The 23,190-nt window shown below is 50.7% G+C and carries 21 protein-coding genes and 1 other RNA gene; 13 read left to right on the plus strand and 9 right to left on the minus strand.

The window, feature by feature from the left end; all coding sequences use genetic code 11:
* The first annotated feature begins 154 nt into the window (after positions 1-154).
* From DWY93_RS08215 to DWY93_RS08235, 5 genes are all read left to right on the plus strand, one after another.
* Entirely contained in the window at positions 155-1,126 is a 972-nt protein-coding gene (locus tag DWY93_RS08215) for an ABC transporter ATP-binding protein (RefSeq protein WP_117469997.1), read from the plus strand.
* The gene (locus tag DWY93_RS08220) at positions 1,119-1,835 is read left to right on the plus strand and encodes an ATP-binding cassette domain-containing protein (protein WP_117469998.1); all 717 of its coding nucleotides are present in this window, start codon (positions 1,119-1,121) and stop codon (positions 1,833-1,835) included. The genes DWY93_RS08215 and DWY93_RS08220 overlap by 8 nt, the downstream gene beginning before the upstream one ends.
* 231 nt (positions 1,836-2,066) lie before the next feature.
* The gene (locus DWY93_RS08225; RefSeq protein ID WP_117469999.1) at positions 2,067-3,677 is read left to right on the plus strand and encodes a gamma-glutamyltransferase family protein; all 1,611 of its coding nucleotides are present in this window, start codon (positions 2,067-2,069) and stop codon (positions 3,675-3,677) included.
* Positions 3,678-3,908: 231 nt separating this feature from the next.
* The gene (locus DWY93_RS08230) at positions 3,909-5,084 is read left to right on the plus strand and encodes a malic enzyme-like NAD(P)-binding protein (RefSeq protein ID WP_117470029.1); all 1,176 of its coding nucleotides are present in this window, start codon (positions 3,909-3,911) and stop codon (positions 5,082-5,084) included.
* Between the two features lie 89 nt (positions 5,085-5,173).
* Entirely contained in the window at positions 5,174-6,556 is a 1,383-nt protein-coding gene (locus DWY93_RS08235; protein WP_117470000.1) for a DUF6128 domain-containing protein, read from the plus strand.
* Here the strand turns inward: DWY93_RS08235 and DWY93_RS08240 are convergent.
* From DWY93_RS08240 to DWY93_RS08275, 8 genes are all read right to left on the minus strand, one after another.
* The gene (locus tag DWY93_RS08240) at positions 6,543-7,112 is read right to left on the minus strand and encodes a chromate transporter (RefSeq protein WP_117470001.1); all 570 of its coding nucleotides are present in this window, start codon (positions 7,110-7,112) and stop codon (positions 6,543-6,545) included. The two genes, DWY93_RS08235 and DWY93_RS08240, sit on opposite strands and share 14 nt — an antisense overlap.
* A complete protein-coding gene (locus DWY93_RS08245) occupies positions 7,109-7,675 on the minus strand; it encodes a chromate transporter (protein ID WP_117470002.1) in 567 nt (188 codons plus the stop codon). The genes DWY93_RS08240 and DWY93_RS08245 overlap by 4 nt, the downstream gene beginning before the upstream one ends.
* Before the next feature lie 11 nt (positions 7,676-7,686).
* A complete protein-coding gene (locus DWY93_RS08250) occupies positions 7,687-8,790 on the minus strand; it encodes a radical SAM protein (RefSeq protein WP_117470003.1) in 1,104 nt (367 codons plus the stop codon).
* A 44-nt stretch (positions 8,791-8,834) separates the two neighbouring features.
* Complete coding sequence (locus DWY93_RS08255; RefSeq protein ID WP_021903973.1) at positions 8,835-9,953, minus strand: GntR family transcriptional regulator; 1,119 nt, start codon at positions 9,951-9,953, stop codon at positions 8,835-8,837.
* A gap of 83 nt (positions 9,954-10,036) precedes the next feature.
* Positions 10,037-11,395, minus strand: coding sequence for a sulfatase-like hydrolase/transferase (locus DWY93_RS08260; RefSeq protein ID WP_117470004.1), 1,359 nt, complete (start codon positions 11,393-11,395; stop codon positions 10,037-10,039).
* 2 nt (positions 11,396-11,397) lie between these two features.
* Positions 11,398-12,894 carry a tripartite tricarboxylate transporter permease gene (locus DWY93_RS08265; RefSeq protein WP_021903975.1) on the minus strand — a complete coding sequence of 499 codons (1,497 nt, stop codon included), beginning with the start codon at positions 12,892-12,894 and terminating at the stop codon, positions 11,398-11,400.
* Between the two features lie 16 nt (positions 12,895-12,910).
* The gene (locus DWY93_RS08270) at positions 12,911-13,411 is read right to left on the minus strand and encodes a tripartite tricarboxylate transporter TctB family protein (protein WP_117470005.1); all 501 of its coding nucleotides are present in this window, start codon (positions 13,409-13,411) and stop codon (positions 12,911-12,913) included.
* Between the two features lie 99 nt (positions 13,412-13,510).
* Positions 13,511-14,473, minus strand: a complete 963-nt coding sequence (locus DWY93_RS08275) for a hypothetical protein (protein ID WP_117470006.1) — start codon at positions 14,471-14,473, stop codon at positions 13,511-13,513.
* Between the two features lie 300 nt (positions 14,474-14,773).
* Between DWY93_RS08275 and tadA the strand changes: the two genes are divergently transcribed.
* Positions 14,774-15,295 carry a tRNA adenosine(34) deaminase TadA gene (gene tadA / locus DWY93_RS08280; RefSeq protein WP_207658695.1) on the plus strand — a complete coding sequence of 174 codons (522 nt, stop codon included), beginning with the start codon at positions 14,774-14,776 and terminating at the stop codon, positions 15,293-15,295.
* Here the strand turns inward: tadA and DWY93_RS08285 are convergent.
* Positions 15,285-16,136: a YitT family protein gene (locus DWY93_RS08285; RefSeq protein WP_117470007.1), complete on the minus strand. Its 852-nt coding sequence runs from the start codon at positions 16,134-16,136 to the stop codon at positions 15,285-15,287. The two genes, tadA and DWY93_RS08285, sit on opposite strands and share 11 nt — an antisense overlap.
* Positions 16,137-16,438: 302 nt before the next feature.
* Here DWY93_RS08285 and DWY93_RS17160 point away from each other — a divergent pair, with 302 nt between their 5' ends.
* The 7 genes from DWY93_RS17160 to recR all read left to right on the plus strand — a co-directional run bounded on the left by DWY93_RS17160 (position 16,439) and on the right by recR (position 23,184).
* Positions 16,439-17,245 (plus strand): hypothetical protein, encoded by an 807-nt coding sequence (locus DWY93_RS17160; protein WP_117470008.1) that lies wholly within the window; start codon positions 16,439-16,441, stop codon positions 17,243-17,245.
* Between the two features lie 72 nt (positions 17,246-17,317).
* Positions 17,318-17,579: signal recognition particle sRNA large type (ffs, locus tag DWY93_RS08295), an RNA gene on the plus strand.
* A gap of 32 nt (positions 17,580-17,611) precedes the next feature.
* The gene (locus DWY93_RS08300; protein WP_117470009.1) at positions 17,612-19,099 is read left to right on the plus strand and encodes a metallophosphoesterase; all 1,488 of its coding nucleotides are present in this window, start codon (positions 17,612-17,614) and stop codon (positions 19,097-19,099) included.
* A gap of 182 nt (positions 19,100-19,281) precedes the next feature.
* Complete coding sequence (locus DWY93_RS08305; protein ID WP_117470010.1) at positions 19,282-20,364, plus strand: ATP-dependent 6-phosphofructokinase; 1,083 nt, start codon at positions 19,282-19,284, stop codon at positions 20,362-20,364.
* Positions 20,365-20,370: 6 nt separating this feature from the next.
* Positions 20,371-22,089 carry a DNA polymerase III subunit gamma/tau gene (gene dnaX, locus DWY93_RS08310; protein WP_117470011.1) on the plus strand — a complete coding sequence of 573 codons (1,719 nt, stop codon included), beginning with the start codon at positions 20,371-20,373 and terminating at the stop codon, positions 22,087-22,089.
* A gap of 142 nt (positions 22,090-22,231) precedes the next feature.
* Complete coding sequence (locus DWY93_RS08315; RefSeq protein ID WP_021903984.1) at positions 22,232-22,582, plus strand: YbaB/EbfC family nucleoid-associated protein; 351 nt, start codon at positions 22,232-22,234, stop codon at positions 22,580-22,582.
* 2 nt (positions 22,583-22,584) lie between these two features.
* Entirely contained in the window at positions 22,585-23,184 is a 600-nt protein-coding gene (gene recR / locus DWY93_RS08320; protein WP_015554029.1) for a recombination mediator RecR, read from the plus strand.
* Positions 23,185-23,190: the final 6 nt, after the last annotated feature.

The following is a 23,190-nucleotide window of genomic DNA, read 5'->3' on the forward strand; positions in this document are numbered from 1 at the left end:
TGCCAGGGAAATGATCCGCTGTAAGCCCGCCTGAGAAATTTAACGCTTAACGTTGTTGAAGGAAACTCGGATCACGAAAATTTATGAGCAGCGTGAGCGTGCAAAGTACAGGGGCTGATAGCAGATACAGAGCACAGAGAATGGGGAAGATTAAATGGAAGATAGAAAAGAATGGAAAACAGGAGAAAAAAGCGACATTGAGATTCGGAATCTCTCCGTCTCCTTCCAGGACGGCGGCGAGACGGTACATGCCATGGAGGGCGTCAACGCGTACTTCCCGGCGGGCAGTGTCACCGGACTCATCGGGGAGAGCGGCAGCGGAAAATCACTTCTCGGCATGTCTATTTTAGGACTTCTCTCCGGTCAGGCGAAGGTGGAAGGAACCTGCATGTATAAGGGCATGGATCTGTACCGGCTGCCGGAAAAGGAGATGCAGGAGATCCGTGGAAAAGAGATCGCCCTGATCCCACAGAATCCCACGGAGTCGTTAAACCCGATCCGGAGAATCGGAAAACAGCTCACGGAGTGCATGACTGTCCATGGAAACAAGGATAAAGAACTCGCAAATTCCCGGCGGGATGAGTTCCTGCGCCGGTTTGGATTCGCTGACCCAGACCGGATCAGCCGTGCCTACTCCTTTCAGCTCAGCGGCGGCATGAACCAGCGTGTGATCTCCGCCATGGGACTCATGAACCGGCCGAAGTGGGCCATCGCCGATGAGCCGACAAAAGGTCTGGACGCCATCTTAAGGCGGCAGGTCTACCAGGTACTGAAGGAGATCTCCGAGACGGACACCGAAGGAATGATCGTGATCACCCACGATATCGCCCTGGCGGGCGTGCTCTGCGACCGGCTGATGGTGCTCTATAAAGGAAGTATTATGGAGGTCGGGGACACGAGGACGATCCTGGAACATCCGGCTCACCCGTACACGAAAGGACTGGTCGCGTCGCTTCCGGCGAAAGGAATGAGCCCCATCGGGCGCGCGGTGAGAAAGAACGAAGGAAACTCCGGCTGCAGTTTTTATCCGCGATGTCCGTATGCAGCGGACGCCTGCAAAAACGGGCCGGTCCCGGAGGCGGAGCTTCCGGATGGACGGAAAGTGAGGTGTGTCCTGTATGCTTAAGGTCAGCCATATCTGCAAGACATTTACGGGCGGAATCATCAGGAAGACCCGTGTGGATGCGGTAAAAGATGTGTCCTTTACGATTTGCAACGGGGAGACATTCGGAATTGTCGGGAATTCCGGCTGTGGAAAGTCCACGATCGCCAACATGCTGCTCTCCCTGATCAAGCCGGATTCCGGCACCATCGAGATCGACGGAACGATCCAGATCATCTTCCAGCACCCGGAAACATCCTTAGATCCGGCCAAAAAGATCGGTTACAGTTTGGAAGAGCCGATGATCATCCATAAAATGTATGACAAAGCCGGAAGAAAGAAACGCGTAAAAGAACTTTTGGACCTGGTAGACCTCGGGGAAGAACTTCTGGACCGCTATCCGCACCAGATCAGCGGCGGCGAGGCGCAGCGCATCATGATCGCCAGGGCTCTCTCCCTGGATCCAAAGATCCTGATCCTGGACGAGCCCACCAGCATGCTGGATGTCTCCGTGCAGGCCCAGGTCATGACACTCTTAAAGGAGCTCCAGGAAAAACTGGGTCTCAGCTACCTGTTCATCTCCCACGACCTCGATGTGGTCCGTTGGTTCTGCGATGAGGTTGCGGTCATGGAAGAAGGAAAATTCGTGGAGACCGGCCGGACGGAAGATGTGATTGGGCATCCAAAGGCGGAATTTACGAAGAAGCTGGTGGAAAATTTTATATTAGAGTAGAAGCTGCGGTGCGGGAAAAAGTTCCTGCACCGTTTTTGTATGACGAGACAAAGCAGAAGATCGTGAAAAGTCTGCCTGTGACATGAAAATATGTTGGGGCACATTATCTTTTTACAGATTGACATTTAATACGTTAAAGTGGTACGATTTCGACATATAGATCTATAATCCACGCAGCTGGAACAGGCGATGACCTGTTTGCAGAAAATAATAGACCTGGAGGAGAAAACTATGCTGAAATTTGACACGCTGAAAAACGACTATCCATCGCGAAGAAGCGTGATATACGGCCGGAAAGGCATGGTCTGCACGAGCCAGCCGCTGGCGGCACAGGCGGGGCTTGATATCATAAAACAGGGAGGAAATGCCATTGACGCGGCGATCGCCACAGCGGCCTGCATGACCGTGCTGGAGCCGACCTCCAACGGGATCGGAAGCGATGCCTTTGCCCTGGTCTGGACGAAAGGGGAGCTTCACGGTCTCAATGCCAGTGGAAGAGCACCCATGGCGATCACGGCAGAGAAGGTAAAAAAGCAGGGATACACCGCGATGCCGAAGCGTGGCTGGATTCCGGTGATGGTCCCAGGCGCTCCTTCGGCCTGGGCAGAGCTCTCGGAAAAGTTTGGAAGACTGACGCTTGAGAAGGTGATGGAGCCGGCAGTTACATACGCGAGAGAGGGATATCCGGTGAGTCCGGTGATCTCAAAGCTTTGGAACAATGCATACAAGGAATTTTCCGGGACACTCAAGGACGAGTGCTTTAAGCCCTGGTTCGACACGTTCGCCCGGGACGGACATGCCCCACAGCCGGGAGAGATTTGGAAATCGGAAGCTCATGCGAAGACGTTAGAAAAGATCGCGAAAACTCACGCAAAGGCGTTCTATCAGGGAGAACTTGGGGATCAGATCGACGCATATTCGAGAAAGACCGGCGGTTATCTCCGAAAATCGGACTTGGAGAACTACTGGTGTGAGTGGGTAAAGCCGATCCATGTAAATTACCGGGGATATGATATCTGCGAGATCCCGCCGAACGGGGACGGAATCATCGCGCTGATGGCGTTAAATATCCTGAAGGGATATTCCTTCACGGACCGAAGCTGTGTGGACACGGTGCACAAGCAGCTGGAGGCGATGAAGCTGGCATTCGCGGACGGCAACCGGTATGTGGCGGATCCGGAGTATATGCGCGCGCCAGTGGAGACGCTTCTGTCGGATGAATACGCGGCAGAGCGGAGATCCCTGATCGGGGAAATGGCGCAAGATCCGGAGCCAGGCGATCCGTTCCGCGGCGGAACGATCTATCTCTGCACGGCGGATGGGGAAGGAAACATGGTCTCCTACATCCAGAGCAACTATATGGGATTTGGCTCCGGCATCGTGATCCCGGGGACAGGAATCGCGCTGCAGAACCGCGGGGCAAATTTTACCCTGGACGAGGACATGGAAAACTGCCTGGGACCGGGAAAGAAGTCCCTTCACACGATCATTCCGGGATTTCTGGTGAAGGATGGAAAAGCTGTGGGGCCGTTCGGCGTCATGGGTGGTTTCATGCAGCCCCAGGGACATGTGCAGGTAATCATGAACACGCTGGATTTCATGATGAATCCGCAAGAGACTTTAGATGCGCCCAGATGGCAGTGGGTCGGCGGAAAGAAGATCCAGGTGGAGAAAACATTTCCGGCGGAGATCGTGGAAGAACTGAAGCGCCGCGGACATGAGATGGAAGTTCTGGAGAGTTCCCTGACCTTTGGCCGTGGACAGATTATCTGGCGGGATGAGAACGGCGTGCTCTGTGGGGCGACGGAGCCGCGGGCGGACGGTTCGGTGGCGGTGTGGTAATACAGCATCTCTGCCAAGAAAGAGCGAGTGGGAAAACACAGTAAAAAGCAGTTTCCTTTTTAAAGTGATTGTGGTAAACTCGAAATTAAGCAGATAAAGAACTGTTAGGAAAAGATACATTGAAATAGCATGAAAGAATATGGCTGTCAGAAATGGCAAAATGTAAGCCATTCTGGATATGAAACGGAAAGACAGTTCAGCAACGAAAACGAATTCGCAGGAGGAAGCGCAATGAATTTCAATGAAGCAGCGTTAAAGCTCCATGAGGAACATCATGGAAAGATCGAAGTTGTCAGCAAGGTTCCGGTAAAGACGAGAGATGACTTAAGCACAGCCTATACACCAGGCGTTGCGGAGCCGTGCAGAAAGATCCATGATAATAAGAAAGACGTTTACAAATACACCGCAAAGGGCAATCTGGTAGCGGTTGTCTCCGACGGAACCGCAGTTTTAGGCCTCGGAAACATCGGACCGGAAGCCGCTATGCCGGTTATGGAAGGAAAGGCAGTCCTCTTTAAAGAGTTCGGCGGCGTTGACGCGTTCCCGATCTGCCTTGACACCACAGACACAGAAGAGATCATCAAAGCAGTAAAATACATCGCTCCGTGCTTCGGCGGAATCAACCTGGAAGACATTGCTTCCCCGAAGTGCTTCGAGGTAGAGGCGCGCCTGGAGAAAGAGCTCGATATCCCGGTATTCCACGATGACCAGCACGGTACCGCTGTTGTCGTTACGGCAGCCCTCTTAAATGCATTAAAAGTTGTCGGAAAGAAGATCGATGAGATCCATGTCGTATTAAACGGACCGGGATCTGCCGGAACCGCGATCATCAAGATGCTGCTTGCGACAGGCGTAAAGAACATCATCGCATGTGATGAGAACGGAATCCTCTACAAAGACCGCGGAGTCGGCATTAAAGATCACAAGAAGATGCTCTGCGATATCACAAACCTTGAGGATAAGCGCGGAACACTGGCTGATGCCCTCGTCGGTGCGGACGTATTTATCGGTGTGTCCGTAGCAGGCGCACTGAAACCGGAAATGATCAAAACAATGGCGAAGGATCCGATCGTATTCGCAATGGCAAACCCGAACCCGGAGATCATGTACGATGAGGCGATGGCAGCAGGTGTAAAGGTTATGGGAACCGGCCGCTCCGATTTTCCAAACCAGATCAACAACGTCCTCGCGTTCCCGGGAATCTTCCGCGGCGCGTTAGACTGCGGCGCAAGAGACATCAACTATGATATGAAAGTAGCTGCAGCCCAGGCCATCGCAGAACTCGTAACACCGGATAAACTCTCCGCAGAGTACATTATCCCAGGTGCCCTCGAAGAAGGCGTTGCGGAGCATGTCGCAAAGCGTGTGGCTGAGGCGGCTGTGAAGTCCGGCGCGATCCGTAAGTAATAAAAAATATCAAATGATAAATTTCATAGAATGATCATGAAGAATACTCCTTCCGCATATACATAAGTGCAGAAGGAGTGTTTTTGATTATGGCAGATTATCGCAGACTGATTTCTTATATTTACGAGTACGAAGGAAAACAAAAAGGAAAAAATGTGGGATTCGCGAAGCTGGAGGCGCGGAACGGGCAGTGCAGGATCAATGTGAACGTGAAGCGGATCTATATGGGCGGAAACGCCATCGGAGTGTACCTTTTGGGGACAGGCGGTCGCGAGACATTTCTAGGGAATGTGTTCGTGCGGGGCGGAAACGGGGAATTCCGTGCGAATGTGGACACGAAGAACGTGGAAGGAACAGGAACAGGTCTTGATACATATTTCGGACTCTCGGTCCATGACGTGAAAAATTCCTGGCGGTGCTACAAGACGATCTGGGAGGACGCGCTGGCAGCGGAAGAGGGAAATACCGGGGAGAATCCAGTTCTTTCTGTGCCGAAATTTACTGCGGAGATGTTGCCGGAAGCAGAAAAAGAGATGACACCGCAGGCAGTCTCAAAAGTAGTAAAAGAGATCGAGGCCGAGATCGCCAAAGAGGAGGAACGCCGGGAACAGGAGGAAAAGACTGCGCATGCGGCGGAGCTGCGGGATGAAGCGCAGGAGACGGAAGAAGCTTCATCGGCACAGGGTGAGACAACGGTGCAGGATGATGCAGAAAAGGATGAGAAGCCGAAGCAGGAAGAGAATAGTGAAGAGCATGGGATGGTATACCTGTCGGAGGAAACCGAAGAGATCGACCAGGCAGAGGAAAAGACAGATCGGGCAGAAATAACAGAACAACCAGAAGAATCGCGTCAGGATCCGATGCGGTCGATGAAGAATGCAACGCAAAATCCTGTGGGTGGGCAGCCGGTAATGTCCAAGTCTGCTTCATCAGCGGAGACTCAAACTCAGATAACTGCCCCTGCATCGGCTGCACCATGTCCCTCCCGGCCGCAAAACAGCCAGACAGCGCGGACAAATGCCTCCCCAGCCCCCATGGTCTCCCCGGAACTCGAAAATCCGGAAGTCCTGCGCTATTTACAGGAGACTGAGGACCTTGCAGCGGACCCGGAAAAACTCTGGGAAGAACTAAAAAAATCATACCCGAAGATCCAGCCATTCGAGTATGAGGACGGATGCGATATCTTAACGATCCGCCCCCAGGACATCGGAAAACTTCCGCGGGAGTGCTGGATCCACGGAAACAACAGCTTTCTTCTCCACGGTTACTACAATTTCCGCTACCTGATCCTCGTAAAACTCGGCGGAAACAAAAAGAAAGCCCGATACCTCTTAGGGGTTCCGGGCCACTATTACAGCAGTGAAAAATATATGGCAACGATGTTCGGCTTCCCGAATTTCGTCCTCTCCAGACGCCAGCCCGTGGGAGACGGACGGTTTGGGTACTGGTATACGGACCTTAGAATACGTTGACGATCAGGGAAACGACGGTCTTTATGACTCCGGCCAGCACCATCACCCAGATCGGGTTCATTTTAAACTTCTGAAGCAGGACAACGCAGACAGCGAAGATCACAACAAGAAGCCAGTTTGTGTTCGCGAGGGCGACCGCTGCCTGACTGCCCCAGAACGCGGTGATGAGGATCGAGATCCCGGCAGAGGCGATCAAAGCGACGACCGCGGGACGCAGGGAGTTTAAGATCCCCTGTAAGAGTGCCAGATTTCTGTATTTTAAGTATAGTCTGGCGATACAAGTCACGATGATGCAGGACGGCAGGATGCATCCGAAGGTGGCCGCGAGGGCGCCCCCGGTTCCCGCAATCTTTGTTCCGACAAAGGTTGCGGAATTGATGGCGATGGGTCCCGGTGTCATCTGGGAGATCGTGATCAGATCCGTGAATTCCTCCATCGAAAGCCAGTGATGGGCAGTCACGACCTGTCCCTGGATCAGCGGCATTGCCGCATACCCGCCGCCGAAGCTGAACATGCCGATCTGCAGAAAACTCAAGAAAAGCTGTAGATAGATCATTTTTGTGCTCTCCTTTCCGCCGCAAGTGTCCGCAGCGCGCCGATCAGCCCGCAGGCGATGACAACGAAGACGACGTTGACATGAAAAACGCAGGAAGCAAGAAAAGCGGCAGCCATGATGCACATGGAGACGGCATTCTTCCCGTGGACAATTCCCGCCCCCATCTCATATGTCACAGAGGCGATCACAGCCCCGACACCGGCCTGCATGCCGGAAAGCATCTGGCTGACGATAAAGTTGTCACGGAACGCGTTGTAGCAGACCGAGATCAGGGAGATAATGAGAAACGGAGGGATGATCGTGCCGATGATCGCCGTGATCACGCCGGTCATCCCGGCCAGTTTATAACCGACCACGATTGCCCCATTGACGGCGATTGGCCCCGGAGCTGACTGCGCGATCGCAACAAGGTCCAGCATCTCGTTCTCCTCGATCCAGTGGTATTCATCTACAAATTTTTTCTTCATCAAGGTCACGATCACATATCCCCCGCCGAACGTAAAAGCGCTGAGATACAGGGTCGAGACGAAAAGCTTCATAAGAATTTTCTTTCTATTTTCCATAATCCTTCCTTTTAGCCGGGTATTCCGGCAGCAATCTGCATGAGCGGGCGGAGCGCGTGGTCCAGGAACGCCTGATAACCACAGAATGTATCACCAGGCATACATGCAGTTTCCCGCTGCATGCGTTTACATCCGCCGCCACAAAATTTTCGATACTGACAGGCGGAACATAATTCCGGAAGCAGATCTCTGACCTTACATGGAGACACTGCGGACTTTTCATAGATCGTCCGCAGAGAGTCAGAAACCAGGCTGCCGAGCCGGAACTGGTCGAGACAGTAGAAATCGCAGGGATAAGCGCTTCCGTCCGCTTCCACGACGATCTGGGGCTGGCAGTACCCGCTGATTCCGCAGGAAGTCACGAGCCCCTTTGCAAGCAACTGAAGAAGATCGTCAAATAGCTTGATGCTCCGGTAATTTCCCGTGGCGAAATCCCGGTACCAGAGATCAAAAAGATCAGAATAAAAGTGAAAAAAGCGTTCCGGGGTCAGGGCATATGCGGAAGAGCCGGGAGAATTGAGATCTCCAAGGCAGGGGGTAAACTGGATATAAGACAGATCCAGCTTTTTGATTTGTGCCCAGACCTTCGCGGGATGTCTTGCTGTCTGCCGCGTCAAGGTGCAGAGCACGTTATGCGCGATGTGATATTTCTTCAACAGGGAGATGGAACGAAGAACCTGTTCGTACGTTCCCTGTCCGGCTGTGTCGACCCGGACCGCGTCGTGGCTTTCCGGGAGAATATCCAGGGAGATTCCGATGAGAAACCCGTATTTGGCAAGAAACTTGCACCAGTCATCATCCAGAAGAATTCCGTTGGTCTGAAGGGTATAGTTTATATGGATATTTCGTTTTTTTCCCGCAATATACTGTACCAGATTCCGGTAAAAAGGAAGTCCCGCAAGCATCGGTTCACCGCCCTGAAATGACAGTGTTAGATAGTCCCCATCATCAAGATCTATAAATATATGATCCATGACAGCGGTCATTGCGGACTCTTTCATGACTCCGAAAGAGGAAACCTCTCTGAGACTCGTAATATCCGCATAAAAACAGTATTTACAGCGTAGATTGCAGAGTGAAGATGCCGGTTTCAGCATGATGGTCAGGTGTTTCATGGTTTTGCTCTCCTCAAAAACATTTTCCTGTTGGGCTCATTATGTCATAATTTCCGGATGGAACGTCCCTCATAGATCCGCAGATCCATGAGATATGAGTATCCGTTTCCGCAGTATTCATGATTCTGAATCATCTTTAGCAGGCGTTTGCCAACCTGAATTCCCATATCATAACCCGGATGAATGGAACAGGTAATTCCACTGCGTTCCCAGTCTTGACCGGAATAGTCAAAGCAGACCAGAGAATAATCGTTTGGGACGGATTTACCGTTTTCCTGAAGAAAATGCAGGACAGACTGCAGGATCATGTAGTTGCAGCAGACAATGGCGGTACACTTCGGAAGTCCCTTTAAGAACTTGCCGATTTCCTTGTAGAATCCATCGGCATGGGCTTCGTTGGAAATACACCATTTGATGTAATCATCCTCGAATTTCAGTCCTGCGCTGCGGAGAGAGCCTACATAACCACGGAACTTTTCAATGCTCTGATAATTGTCGTAGACGAAGATCCCGGCAATTTTTTTGTGCCCCGCTCTGGTTAAAAGACCGATCAATTCTCTGGCGCATTTGTAGTCATTGTTAATCACGCGGGGATAATTTAATTCTTTATAGTAGTTGTTGTAAAAGATGACCGGGATCTTTTTCGCAAAGATGTTCCGATAGCAGTCAAGATTGGGATTTAAGAGACTTGCCTTTACCCCGTCCACAATAAACCCGTCGAATCCCTGATGTGCTACCACATCGAGACAGTTTCTCTCGTTGGAAAATTTATTGTCTGTAAAAAAGATCTGAAGATCTACGTCTGTGTCAGACATCACATCACGGATCCCATCGATCAGGCGGGAATTTGCGTGAGAGTCCTGCCCTTGAAGGATCAGTCCGATCTTATATTCAGCGTTTAAACTTCTGGCGGGTCCGGAAACGGCGGCATCTTTATTGATGTAGGTTCCACTTCCCTTGACACGGGTAACGAGATTTTCCTCGACGAGCCGTGCCATGGCGGCACGTACTGTTTCGCGGCTTACATCCAGTCTGCGGCAGAGTTCATTTTCAGATGGAAGCCTCTGGTTGGAAGAAAATTTATTTTCATCGATGTAAGCCCGAAGCCAGTTGTAAATTTTATCGGCCTTTTTCCGGCCTGGCTGTATACCAGAATCAAGCATATGGAGTCCCCCCTGACAAAAATCCGGCAAAACACACTGACAGCATGTCCTGCCGGATGATACATCCCAGTTGTTTTGCGGCATTACGCCTGATCAACGATTACTGGCCGCGTATGCTCCGCTTTTTCGATCCATGCGAGCAGCTTCTCTCTCATTTTCAGACGAACAGAGTCATAAGCATGGTCATGGATCAGATTTGTAAGTTCATATGGATCCTTTTTCAGATCGTAGAGAAAATCGTCTGCGTAGAGGTCTGCGGACGCGTATTCCCCGCCGTTCTTTCCCGGCGCATATACCGCGTACATGTAGTCCTCGGTGCGAATCGAACGGCCGACACGGCTTTCGGAGATCTGTGAATAAACTTCGTTAGCTCTATTATCGGTCTTTCCCTGAACTACGTCAAGAAGATTCTCACCGATCATGGCATCGCCGACATCGACCCCGGCGATGGCTAAGATCGTTTTTGGAAGACTTTCCGTGCTGACGAGTTCCGTGATTTCTTTTCCGCCTTTGAACGCACCGCCGGCGATCACGAGTGGGACATGGGTGGCGGCATCGTGACAGCTCCGCTTATAATCGTCATAGCCGTTTAAATGCTCATCGGTGTTTCTGGTCTTAAAGTGGGAACCATGATCGGAGGCAAAGATGATCACTGTATTATCGTAAAGTCCCTCTTCTTTCAGGCGATTTACAAGTCTCCCGAGATTTTCATCAAGACTTGCGCATTGACCGAGGTAATCAGGATATTCTTCGGCAGCATTTCCCTTTAAAGCGGCGAGATCGCCCGGAAGAACGAAATCCTTATATTTTTCTTTGGAACCGGCAGGTCCTTCGTAATGATTGTGGTCGTTCTGATGATGCGGTTCAATCTGGGAAACCGTCATGAAAAATGGTTTTTTCCGGTCATACTGATCAAAGAACTGAAGAGCCAGATCTGTGATGCAGTCTGGACGATAGCCCTTAAAATCGATCTGGTTATTGTTCTCATCAAACACATATCCATCATATCCGTGGGAGGTGAATTCCAGCACATCGGCCGCCCGCCAGAATCCGGTATATCCGCCGCGGAGTTCCTTCGGCACAGCGGTGATCGTGTGATCGATGGTCGGCGGTTTTTCAAGCTCACCGTCGCTTGCGAGATGCCATTTTCCGATGTAAGCTGTCTCGTAACCGGCTTCCTCGATATAATTCGCGAGAGTTTTTACGTTCTTCGGAAGCATGATATTGTTGCGGAAACAGCCTGTTTCTGTCGGATACTTTCCGGTCTGGAATAATGCCCGGCAGGGACCGCATACCGGCTGCGGGGAAAAGGCGTTGTCGAATTTTACACCGCCCGCAGCCAGTGTGTCGAGATTCGGAGTGATATCTAACGGCTGTCCAAAACAGCCGCAGGTATCTGCCCTCTGCTGGTCAGTAAAATAGAAGATGATGTTTTCTCTCATGGTTAAGCCCCTTTCTGAACGTTCCGGTCCCGTAATTTGCTTCGGATGATCATTGCTACAGCGCCGATGATCAGGATGATAAATGCGATGCAGTATGGACTGCTGACAAAAATGGAAGGATTTCCTTCTGAGATCAGGAGTGCCCGGCGGAAGTTTGTTTCTGTCATGTTTCCGAGTACAAGACCGAGCAGGATCGGAACAGTCGGAAAATCGAGCTTATAGAGAAGCCACGCGATGACTGCGAACGTCAGGGTAACGGCAACGTCAAAGTAAGATTTATTGACAGAGTAAGCGCCTGCAAAGCAGAAGATCACGATGATCGGAGTCAGGATCTCCTGCGGGATCGATACGACTTTGGCAAAAAGCTTTGTCAGATATTTGCCCTGTAAAAGCATGAACAGGTTGACGAAGAGCAGTCCGAGCATGATGGCGTACATGATATCGCCCTGGGTCGTGAACAGGCTCAAACCAGGATTCAGTCCATTGATCATAAGCGCGGAAAGCATGATCGCGACACAGCCGTCGCCCGGGATACCGAGTGTAAGAAGCGGGATCAGTGTAGCGCCGGTAACCGCGTTGTTGGCGCTTTCTGCCGCTGCGATTCCCTCAACAGAGCCGTGACCGAATTCTTCTTTATGTCTGGACATATTTTTCGCTACATCATAGCTGAACCAGGATGCCATGGAAGCGCCGGTACCCGGAATGATTCCGATGATGACACCGATGATGGAAGAGAGCAGCGCCGGGCGGGCCATGCGCTTGTACTCGTCCTTTGTGATCTTTCCGTCATCCATGATCTTTGAGGTGTCAAGCTTCAGACGGTCCGGTTTTAACTCCGCCTTTTTCAGGATCTCGATCAGGGCAAAGAGACCGATGAGGCAGATCGCCAGATCAAGTCCGAGATAAAGTCTGGAAATTCCGAAGGTAAACCGGTCATAGCTTGTCTGCGGGTCAGCGCCGATGCAGGAGATAAATAAGCCCAGGCAGGCTGAGATGATCCCTTTGATCATGCTTTTACCGGAGATTCCGGCGATGATCGTGAGCCCAAAGACACAGACAAGGAAGTACTCGGCAGTTCCGATGTTTGCTGCGACCTTTGCAACCTGGGGAGCCAGAAATAAAAGAGTCAGTGCGGAGAAGATCCCGCCGAAGGTGGACGCGTAAAGGGCAATCTTCAACGCTGCCTTGGTACGGCCTTTTTCTGACATCGGATGACCATCCAGCATGGTGGTCGCCGCGTGGGGAGTACCCGGTGTATTGATCAGAATTGCAGATACACTGCCGCCGTATCCGCCGGCACAGTAGATTCCAAGAAGAAACATCATGCCGGGGATCGCCGTCATCTTGTAGGTAAACGGCAGGAACAGGATGATGCAGAGAATAACGGTCAGACCGGGAATCGCCGCGAAGACGGAACCGATGAAGACACCCAGGTTGATCCAGATGAAATTCTCAACGGTAAACAGCATTTTCATAGCAGGGATGATATATTGGAGCATATTCTGTTCCTCCTTTCTAAAATTTTACGTTCAGACCGAAACGGAATGCCGCCCAGATGAGCACGGCCATTCCGATGGTGATCGCATAGTAGGACCGTTTTTTGCAGCGGAAATAGACAAGGAACGCAATGGAGCAGAAAATTGCTCCCAAAACAAACAGATCCGTGATCCGGCAGATGAAATAAGTGATAAAAAGGATCGTCAGGATCATGAGTGCCTTCACCTCAGTCAGAAGATTAAAGGTGCTGACTTGAACCGGCTGTTTTTTTGAAATTTTAATGATATTCTGGATGATGAGGACTGCACTGCAGATCATCATGAGTGAAAAAAGAAGCTTTGGGAAGACGCGCCCGTTTATGACATCATTTTCGGAAATCGGCACCTGAGATGGCAGCATGAAAAACAGGACAGTGCCCAGGAGAAAGAACAGGATGGATCCGGCGAGGTCGGTTGGGATCGAAATCTCTTTTTCCTTCATGCGTGTTGCGAGCTCATCTAATTTTTTCTCGTTAAACATAAGATTTTCTCCTTTCCGCGGAACGTGCCGCAGGATATCCGGAATCATAGAATAAAAGCGGGATGCCGCTTTTGCAGCATCCCGGTTTTGAAAAGTTACTTACTGGACAACCAGGTCTTTGTACTCATTTACGATATCCTGTACATTCTGGATATGTTCCAGAACCTGATCATTTGTCATTGTATCAACTTCAAGAAGCATCGTGTCGGAAAGCCACTCGGTAACGCTCTTATCTGCGAGAATCTTGTCATAGAGTTCTTTTAACTCGGCAACTTTCTTCGCGTCAGTACCTTTTCTCGCGAGGATCAGGCAGCGGTTTCTGAAGTATGGATAACCGTATTTGCCAACACCCTCAACTCCTGCGAACGGACCATCGGCAATGTCTTCACCGTCGAACGCGCACACGATGGTAACGCCGCCCTGCTGATAGGTTTCAAGGATCTGGGACTGGTGGGAGACTGCGAAGTTTGTCTCGCCCTTTGCAACTGCCTGTGCAGCCTCAGCAGCAGAGCTATAGGCAACGATCTTGATCTGGTCACCGTATCCCATTGAGCCGAATAATGCGGCTGCGAGGAATGCTTCAGAACCGGTTGCGCCGTTTGCGGCGATGGAGATCTGATTTCCTGTCTCCATGTATGTCTTCAAATCATCAATATTCTTGATATTGAGCTTGGAATCAGCAGACATAACGAAAACGGAAGAATACAGGTTTTCAACAAACTCGAAATCATCGTAAGTGAACTGCATCTTTGCCGGATCAAGAATGGAGGTGATGGAGAAAAGTCCCTCACCTGCGAAAACGAGTTCCGGATCGTTTGCTTTCGTTTCAGCAACCCAGCTATTTACCGTTGCCGCGTCACCCTTTACTGCGTCAGCGACGAGAATGATCTTATCAGAATAAGTATTTGAAAGACTTGCTGCCTTCTGGCTTACCATAGCAGCGACTCCGGAAGGAGCCCAGGGACATGTGACCGTCCATGTAACCGCCTTTTCCGAACATCCCACGAGTGACATAGCCACCGTCATAACGGCGAGACCGAGTGCTAATAATTTTTTCTTCATACTACCTCTCCTTTGTTAAAAATTGATGATTCATGAGTGCTTTTCTCGTATCTTGTGATACAAGATTAACATACTGGAAATGTGATTTTCAACAACTTTTACCATTTTCCGGATAAAGTTGTATGTTTGTTGACGAATCAAACAGAAGCTGTAATCGAGATTGATATTTATTAGACATTCTGCACATGAAAAAGGGAAGAAGACCGGACATCGGGTGATTTTCTCTTGCCAGAAATCAAAAATACGGTAAAATAAGAGGCAGGAGTATTTGAAATGAATTTGGAGAAACGTATGAGAAAGATGACGATAGAAGAACATTATATGAAAGAAGCGATCCGTCAGGCGAAAAAGGCGGCTGCGCTTAAGGAAGTGCCCATCGGCTGCGTGATTGTCTATGACGGAAGGATCATCGCGAGAGGATATAACCGCCGGACGGTAGATAAAAACGTACTGGCCCACGCGGAGATCATCGCGATGCGGAAGGCCTGCCGCATTCTCGGCGATTGGAGATTAGAGGACTGTACGATGTACGTGACCTTGGAGCCATGTCCGATGTGCGCCGGAGCCATCGTTCAGGCGAGAATTCCGAAGGTGGTGATCGGCTGCATGAACCCAAAAGCCGGTTGTGCCGGATCTGTGCTCGACATGCTCCACGAGGACGGATTCAACCACCAGGTGGAGACGGAAGTAGGACTGTTGGGAGAGGAATGCTCACAGATGCTGAAGGATTTCTTTAAGGCACTGCGGGAGGAAGGAAAGCGGAAGAAGCAAACGATAGAAGTGTCCAAGGCCAAGAAGAGTGCTGATTCTATCACGCACTGATCTTCTTCGGCCGGTACCGGATATCCGAAACCTTATACACCGTGATAAATGCCTCCGGATCACTGGAACTGATATAGTTCATCAGCGCCTGATACTCACGCTTATCCACGATCGTAATGATCTCATTGTGTTTCTCAAAATTATACGCACCGATCGCTTCATAGATCGTTGCGCCGCTGTGCAGATTGTTAATAATGAACTCGCGGAGTTCTTCCTCTTTCTTCGTGATAATGCAGACACGTCTCTTGACATTCTGGTCAAAAATAAAGTAATCGAGGACGATTCCGTTCACATATGTACCGAGTACACTGAGCACGACGGTCTTTTTGTCATACACGAACGCGGAAGAAAGCGCCACGCACATGCCGGAGAGAGACATTGCCTTTCCGAGATCCATATGCAGGTACTTGTTCATGATCTTTGCAACGATGTCCAGTCCACCGGATGATGCATTCATGTTAAAAAGCATCGCGAGACCGATGCTGACTACCAGCACATAGCAGACCGCATCCAGCTCCTGACTTCCGGTGAGGGACGTAAAATCCGGGAAGATTTTCTCGAAAATACCTAAGAAGACCGGCAACATGACACTCGTGTATACAGTTTTTGCGCCGAACTCCTTACCGCAGAAAATAAATCCGATGATCAGTAGGAGGATGTTGAGCGCCATCGTGATCACAGAAAGCGGAAGCGGGATAAAGTGGGTCAGAATAATTCCGAGACCGGAAATACTGCTGATCGATGTGTGGCTTGGTACCAGAAAAAAGAAAACCGCTATGGCCGTGATTGCGTCAGCCAGGGTCATGACAAAAATTTCTTTGATCAATCCCTTGTTGTTCATAATACAGAACCCTTTCCCATTTGTGATTTGGTGATCTGCTGTGAGCATTATGCGTTATGTCTTTCCCACAGCTATAATTTTCGGTTCAAGTATATACTGGATGTACATGAAGTGCAAGAACATGTAGTGAAGTGTGACCATGTTAAAAGGCTGTTGTAAGACGGGAAGAAAATAGACAGGAAATGTTAAGGGAATTTATATATGGGAGTAAAAAGTATGTGGTAATATAGACCATATAATCAGCTGGGGAACAAGCGGTTCTGCCCGATAACACGACGAGTAAAATAAAAGGTGGGGAAACAATGAATAATAAAAAGAAAATTTTGGCGGCAGCAGGCATCCTGATTCTCTCAGGAGCTGCCGCGATGGCATTTTATATATGGAAGAAAAATAAAACTCAGGTGGCGGCATCAGTATGTATTATCGGCGGTGCGGACGGACCGACATCGATTTTTCTTGCCGGTAAACTTGACAATTCCGCCGATGAAGGAACAAAGGCCGCAATTTTGGACCTCGAGACCGCAAAAAAACAGCCCTATGGTCAGGTAGTGGAGCTCGACTATGTGAGTATCGACAGGATCTCCCTCCACGGCTCCTTCGGATATATTGCTTTCGACATAAATGGCTCCGATGATTCTGCGACAATGGAGCCGGTGGCAGCCTACACCCTGGAAGAGTCTGGTCCCATCGTGACACAGGGCGATGAGTATACGGAAGTTCTCGGAAGCGCGGATGGCTGCGTGGTGGCACCGAAGGCGTATATGAAGGAAAAGAATCCGATGTACCTCTACTCCAACACCTATGGAGATGTGACGGAGCTTCCGGAAAAAGTCTGCAAGATCCTCAGAGAGAATAAAGAAAACGGCAGCTTCAAGGATGCATATCTGACGGACGACCGTCTGAATCAGATGGCATCGGATATCTACAACGAATATGGCAGCACACTGCTGTACGGCCCGGTGGCGATCCCGGAGTTTGACAGCGAGGTCTACGGCTTCCTGGCAGCGGACGGTGACAAGCTGGAAGACATCTGGTACGGAATCTGGCATGCACCGCTGGAGAACCAGACATTTCCGATCGCAAAAATGCCTTTATTTCAGCAAAAATAAATACTTTACATTGGATACACGCAATTTTTCCAAACTTGACAAAATGCTCCCATCCATGTATACTTAACTGGTCCGCACAGCCGGGGAGATAGCGGTGCCCTGTACCTGCAATCCGCTACAGCAGGGGTGTTGTTCTGCCTCGGGTACTTCCTTGTGAAGCTGCCCCGGGTAAGCGGTGCTGACGTTTTGGTCTCGCGCAATGGGACTCTCTGAACCATGTCAGGGCAGGAATGCAGCAGCATTAAAGAGAACCTTCCATGTGCCGCGAGGGAGCCGGGACCGAGCTGGCTGCCAGGGTAACGTTCATGAGACGTATTCAAAGCAGAACGTGCGGACAAAAAAGGAAAGTTTAAGAGGTGACAGCTAATGAGAAAGAAATTTCTGTTATTGCTGGCGCTTCTTTTTTTATTGGCCGGAGTGATCTTTATCCTGCCCGCGGTGCGGGATCATGCCCCGGAGCAGACGAAAGAGAGTGCCACAGAAGAGACAGAATCAACAACGGAGACAGAATCAGAAACGCCCACAGAGACGGAAACAGAATCTGAGACCGAGACAGAAGAAACGACTGAGGAGGAGACGGAAGGTCCCGGAGACCCGGTGGACCGTGAAAAGGTGGAGACTCATCTGATCATTGCCTCTGACACGCACTATATGTCACCATCCATGACGGATTACGGCGCGGCGTTTGACAGTCTCGTAAATAGCAATGATGGAAAAGTGATCCGCTATCAGCCACAGTTATGGCAGGCGTTTAAATCGGAAGTCCTCGCAGCCAACCCTGACGCCCTGATCTTAAGCGGAGACCTGAGCTTAAACGGTGAAAAGGCAAACCACCTGGAATTTTCCGAAAAGCTCCATGAGATCGAAGAAGCGGGAGTTCCGGTCTATGTGATCCCCGGAAACCACGATATCAATAAGCCAGACGCCGGAGAATACTTCGGGGATCAGAGAACCGATGTGGAGAGTGTGACATCGGAAGAATTCCGGGAGATCTACGCGGACTTCGGCTATAACGAAGCGAAGAGCGGGGCACCGGATTCCTTAAGTTACCTGGTGGAGTTAAACGATACCACCTGGCTCATGATGCTGGACACAACGGTCTGCGAGCCGGAAAATGAGGTCTACGGCGAGATCAAAGAGGGCACGCTCGAGTGGATGGAAGAATGCCTGAAGGAGGCGTACGCCGAGGGAATCACGGTGATCCCTGTAGGACATCACAACCTCCAGCGCCTTAGCCGTGTCTATGTGGAAGAGTGCGTGATCGAAAACTGTGACGAGGTTCTGGAACTCTTTGAGCGCTATCTGACACCGGTGTACTTCAGCGGCCATCTTCATACACAGAAGGTCATGAAACACCTGACGGAGCCGGGAATGGATTCAGATACATACGGAATATGGGAGATCGTCAGCAATTCCCTGATCCTGCCGCCGTGCCAGTACGGAACAGTGACATTAAATACGGACGGCAGCATCGACTATCTGGCGAAGATTGTGAATGTTTCCAGCTGGGCGGCTGCGAATGGGGAGACCGATGAGAATCTTCTCGACTTCTCGTCCTACACAGAAAATTATCTGCAGACGGTCCTCAAAAACCAGATAGCCCGGAAGCTGGAAGATGTTCCGAAAGAATTAAGGGAAGTCATGGTCGATTTTTATACGGATCTGTATAAAGACTACTATGCCGGTGTGCCGATCAGCTACTCGGAGAAGAAAAATGAGTTCGGCTACGGACTCTGGGTCCGCTATATGGATCCCAGCACTGAGTTCCGCCAGCTCGACGGAATGATGCGCGACTCGATCTCGGCGAACAATCACGCGGAGATCCCGAATCCGATCCACTTGAAGCGGCCATAATATTACCGTAAGAAAAGAGAGATATAGCAAGTTATTCCTACCCGTGTACAGTAACATTTTCTGAACTGAAAATTCCGTACAAAGATTTTTTCCTTGCCCCTCTCTTTTCTTTGTATTATAATCTTATCTTGGATACATGCATTCATATTTCGACTGAAAGAAATCGGAGAAAGGACAAGACGATGAAGAGAGTTGGATTCCTTACGAGCGGCGGCGACTGCCAGGCGTTAAACGCAACGATGCGCGGAGTCGCGAAAGGTCTGTACCAGATCTACAAAGATGAAGTGGAAATTATCGGATTTGAAGACGGCTATAAAGGTCTGATGTACGCAAACTACCTGATGATGAAACAGTCAGATTTTTCAGGTGTCCTCACAAAAGGCGGAACGATGCTCGGTACCTCCAGACAGCCGTTCAAGCTGATGCGTGTGCCGGACGAGAACGGACTTGACAAGGTGGAGCTCATGAAGCACACCTACTATAAATTGAAGTTGGATGCACTTGTGGTCCTGGGCGGAAACGGAAGCCAGAAAACTGCGAACCTCTTAAGCCAGGAAGGACTCAATGTGATCGGTCTCCCGAAGACCATCGATAACGACCTCTGGGGAACGGACATGACTTTCGGATTCCAGAGCGCTGTGGATATCGCCACAAACGCCATCGACTGCATTCACACCACCGCGTCCTCCCATGGACGTGTTTTCATCGTGGAAGTCATGGGACATAAGGTCGGCTGGCTCACCCTTCACGCGGGAATTGCCGGTGGCGCGGATATCATCCTGATCCCGGAGATCCCGTATGACTTAAACAAGGTCGTAAAGAAGATCAAAGAGCGCACAAAAAATGGAAGCCGCTTCTCGATCCTCGCGGTGGCAGAGGGCGCAATCTCAAAAGAGCAGGCAGCCCTTTCCAAGAAAGAATATAAGAAATATCTGGAAGAACGCGCCACAAAATACCAATCCGTTGCATATGAGATCGGCGCGAAGATCCAGGAGATGACAGGCCAGGAGATCCGCGTGACGGTTCCGGGCCATATGCAGCGCGGTGGAACCCCGGTCCCATATGACCGCGTGCTCTCGACAAGAATCGGCGCGCATGCGGCCGACATGATCAAAAATAATGAATTCGGCAAGCTGGTCGTTGTAAAAAACAATGTGATCACGGATATCCCGCTGGCAGAATCTGCCGGAAAACTGAAATATGTGGATCCGCAGTCTGATATTGTAAAAGAGGCTAAGCTTATCGGAATCAGTTTCGGAGACTGATAGAGAATGTCATATCAAGCGTTATACAGGAAATGGCGTCCGCAGGTATTCGCGGATGTAAAAGGCCAGGACCATATCGTTAAAACCTTACAGAATCAGATCGGTTCCGGCAGGATCGGTCACGCCTATCTCTTCTGCGGAACCCGCGGAACAGGTAAAACGACGGTGGCAAAGATCCTGGCCCGGGCGGTAAACTGTGAACACCCGGTGGACGGAAGCCCCTGTGGGGAATGTCCAAGCTGTAAGCAGATCTTAGCTGGAACATCTTTAAATGTGGTAGAGATCGATGCTGCGTCCAACAACGGCGTTGAGAATATCCGTGAGATCCGGGAACAGGTCCAGTACCCGCCGACGGAAGGAAAATATCGTGTATACATCATCGACGAGGTTCATATGCTGTCCACAGGCGCGTTCAATGCCCTGTTAAAGACGCTTGAGGAGCCGCCGTCCTATGTGATCTTTATCCTTGCGACCACGGAGGTTCATAAGATCCCGATCACGGTGCTTTCCAGATGCCAGAGATATGATTTCCGGCGCATCACGCTGGACACGATCACGGCCCGGTTAAAAGAACTTACGGAAGCGGAAAACATGCCGGTGGAGGACAAAGCGCTCCGCTATGTGGCAAAAGCCGGAGACGGCTCCATGCGAGACGCATTGAGTCTCCTGGACCAGTGCGCGGCGTTCCACTTCGGTGAGACACTGACCTATGAGCATGTGCTGGATGTTCTCGGCGCTGTGGACAACAGCGTATTCCGGGACCTGTTCCATGCGATCCGGGAGAACCGGACAAAGGACTGCATCCTGAAACTCGAGGAGATGGTAGTCCAGGGCCGGGAACTGTCCCAGTTTGTAGTGGATTTTATCTGGTTCCTCCGCAATCTGCTGCTTTTAAGGACAGCAGATGACGCGGAAGACCTTTTAGATATGTCAGAGGATAATCTGACACAGCTGCGGGAAGATGCGGCGCTTGTAGATGAGAATACATTGATGCGGTATATCCGCGTGTTCTCAGAATTGTCGAACCAGATCCGCTTCGCGAACCAGAAACGTGTGCTGATCGAACTCGCGTTCATCAAACTCACAAAGCCGGAGATGGAACAGAGCATGGATTCTGTTCTGGAACGGCTGGAGAAGCTGGAGCGCATGGTGGAGGAAATGTCCGCGGGCGGTTATGTTCCGGTACAGACTGCCGGAATGGACGGCGAGCCCATGATAAATGCCGGGCAGCAGATCCCGCCGCAGGCATACGCGCAGCCGGTCTACAGCGGCGCTGGTGCGCCGGGAAACGGCATGGTCCCCTCAGGGCAGCCGGCACAGAATCCGGCAGATATGCAGAACCAGCAAGGTGCGGGCCAGAATTATGAGCCGAGGACCGTATCCCTGCCGAAAGCCCAGCTGGAAGATCTCAACATGATCCGCAACGAGTGGGGAAAGATCGTCCGTGATATGGGCATGTCCATCCGCCCCAGTTTCCGGGAGACGGTTGTGGAACCGGCGGGCGACAGCTGTCTCTGCATCGTATTCAATGATCCGATGAACTTTGCCATCGGAAGCCGCCCGAGTGTTCTCGGGGACCTGGAACGGTATGTGGAACAGAAATACGGAAAATCCCTGTATTTTAAATCCCGTGTCCGGGAGAGCGGGGAACGGATGGATACACGCTACATCAGCGATGATGAGCTGAGGGAAAACATCCATATGGATATCACGATCGAAGATTAGCCGCAGCAGCATGCTGCGATTAATAATAAAATATCCGGGTCGAAAGCTGAAAGCAGGACCCGTTACTCCCGCCTGACGGGAGTGAAAAATGGCTGTAAGACAGCCACATAGAAAATAATGAATATTCAGGAGGAATTACACCATGGCAAGACGTGGCGGTTTCCCGGGCGGTATGCCGGGCAATATGACAAATCTTATGAAACAGGCGCAGAGAATGCAGCGCCAGATGGAAGAGAAGACAAAAGAGCTTGAGGAGAAGCAGTACACAGCAACAGCAGGCGGCGGAGCTGTATCCGTTACCGTATCCGGTAAAAAAGAAGTTGTCGCTGTAAAGATCTCACCGGAGGCGGTAGATCCGGATGACGTTGAGATGCTTGAGGACCTTATCGTTGCCGCTACAAACGAGGCCTTCCACCAGATGGAAGCTGAATCCAGCGCAGTGATGTCTGAGCTCACAGGCGGTCTCGGAAACCTGGGAGGACTTTCCTTCTAATTATGGATTACTACAGCAGTCAGATATCAAAATTGATCGAGGAGCTGTCGAAGCTTCCGGGGATCGGAAACAAGACAGCCCAGCGTCTGGCATTCCATATCATCAACATGCCGGAGGAACAGGTAGAACGTCTCTCCAGCTCGATCCGCGACGCGAAGCACAATGTTCATTACTGTAAGGAGTGCTTTACCTTGACGGATCAGGAACTCTGCCCGATCTGCCGGAGTCAGACGAGGGACCACAGCGTGATCATGGTCGTGGAGAACCCGCGCGATCTGGCGGCGTACGAGAAAACGGGCAAATTCGACGGGGTGTACCATGTGCTTCACGGCGCGATCTCCCCGATGCTTGGAATCGGCCCGGGAGATATCAAATTAAAAGAGTTGATGATGCGTCTTCAGACAGAGGAAGTAAAGGAAGTCATTATCGCCACAAACTCAAGCCTTGAGGGTGAGACGACCGCAATGTACATAAGTAAACTGATCAAACCGACAGGGATCAAGGTGACGAGGATCGCCAGCGGCGTTCCGGTCGGCGGCGATCTGGAATATATTGACGAAGTCACACTTCTTCGGGCGTTAGAAGGCCGGGTGGAGTTATAAAACCGG

Origin of the sequence: Clostridium sp. AF28-12 (genome assembly GCF_003435225.1) — a bacterium.
In the GTDB taxonomy this organism is placed as follows: domain Bacteria; phylum Bacillota; class Clostridia; order Lachnospirales; family Lachnospiraceae; genus Pilosibacter; species Pilosibacter fragilis.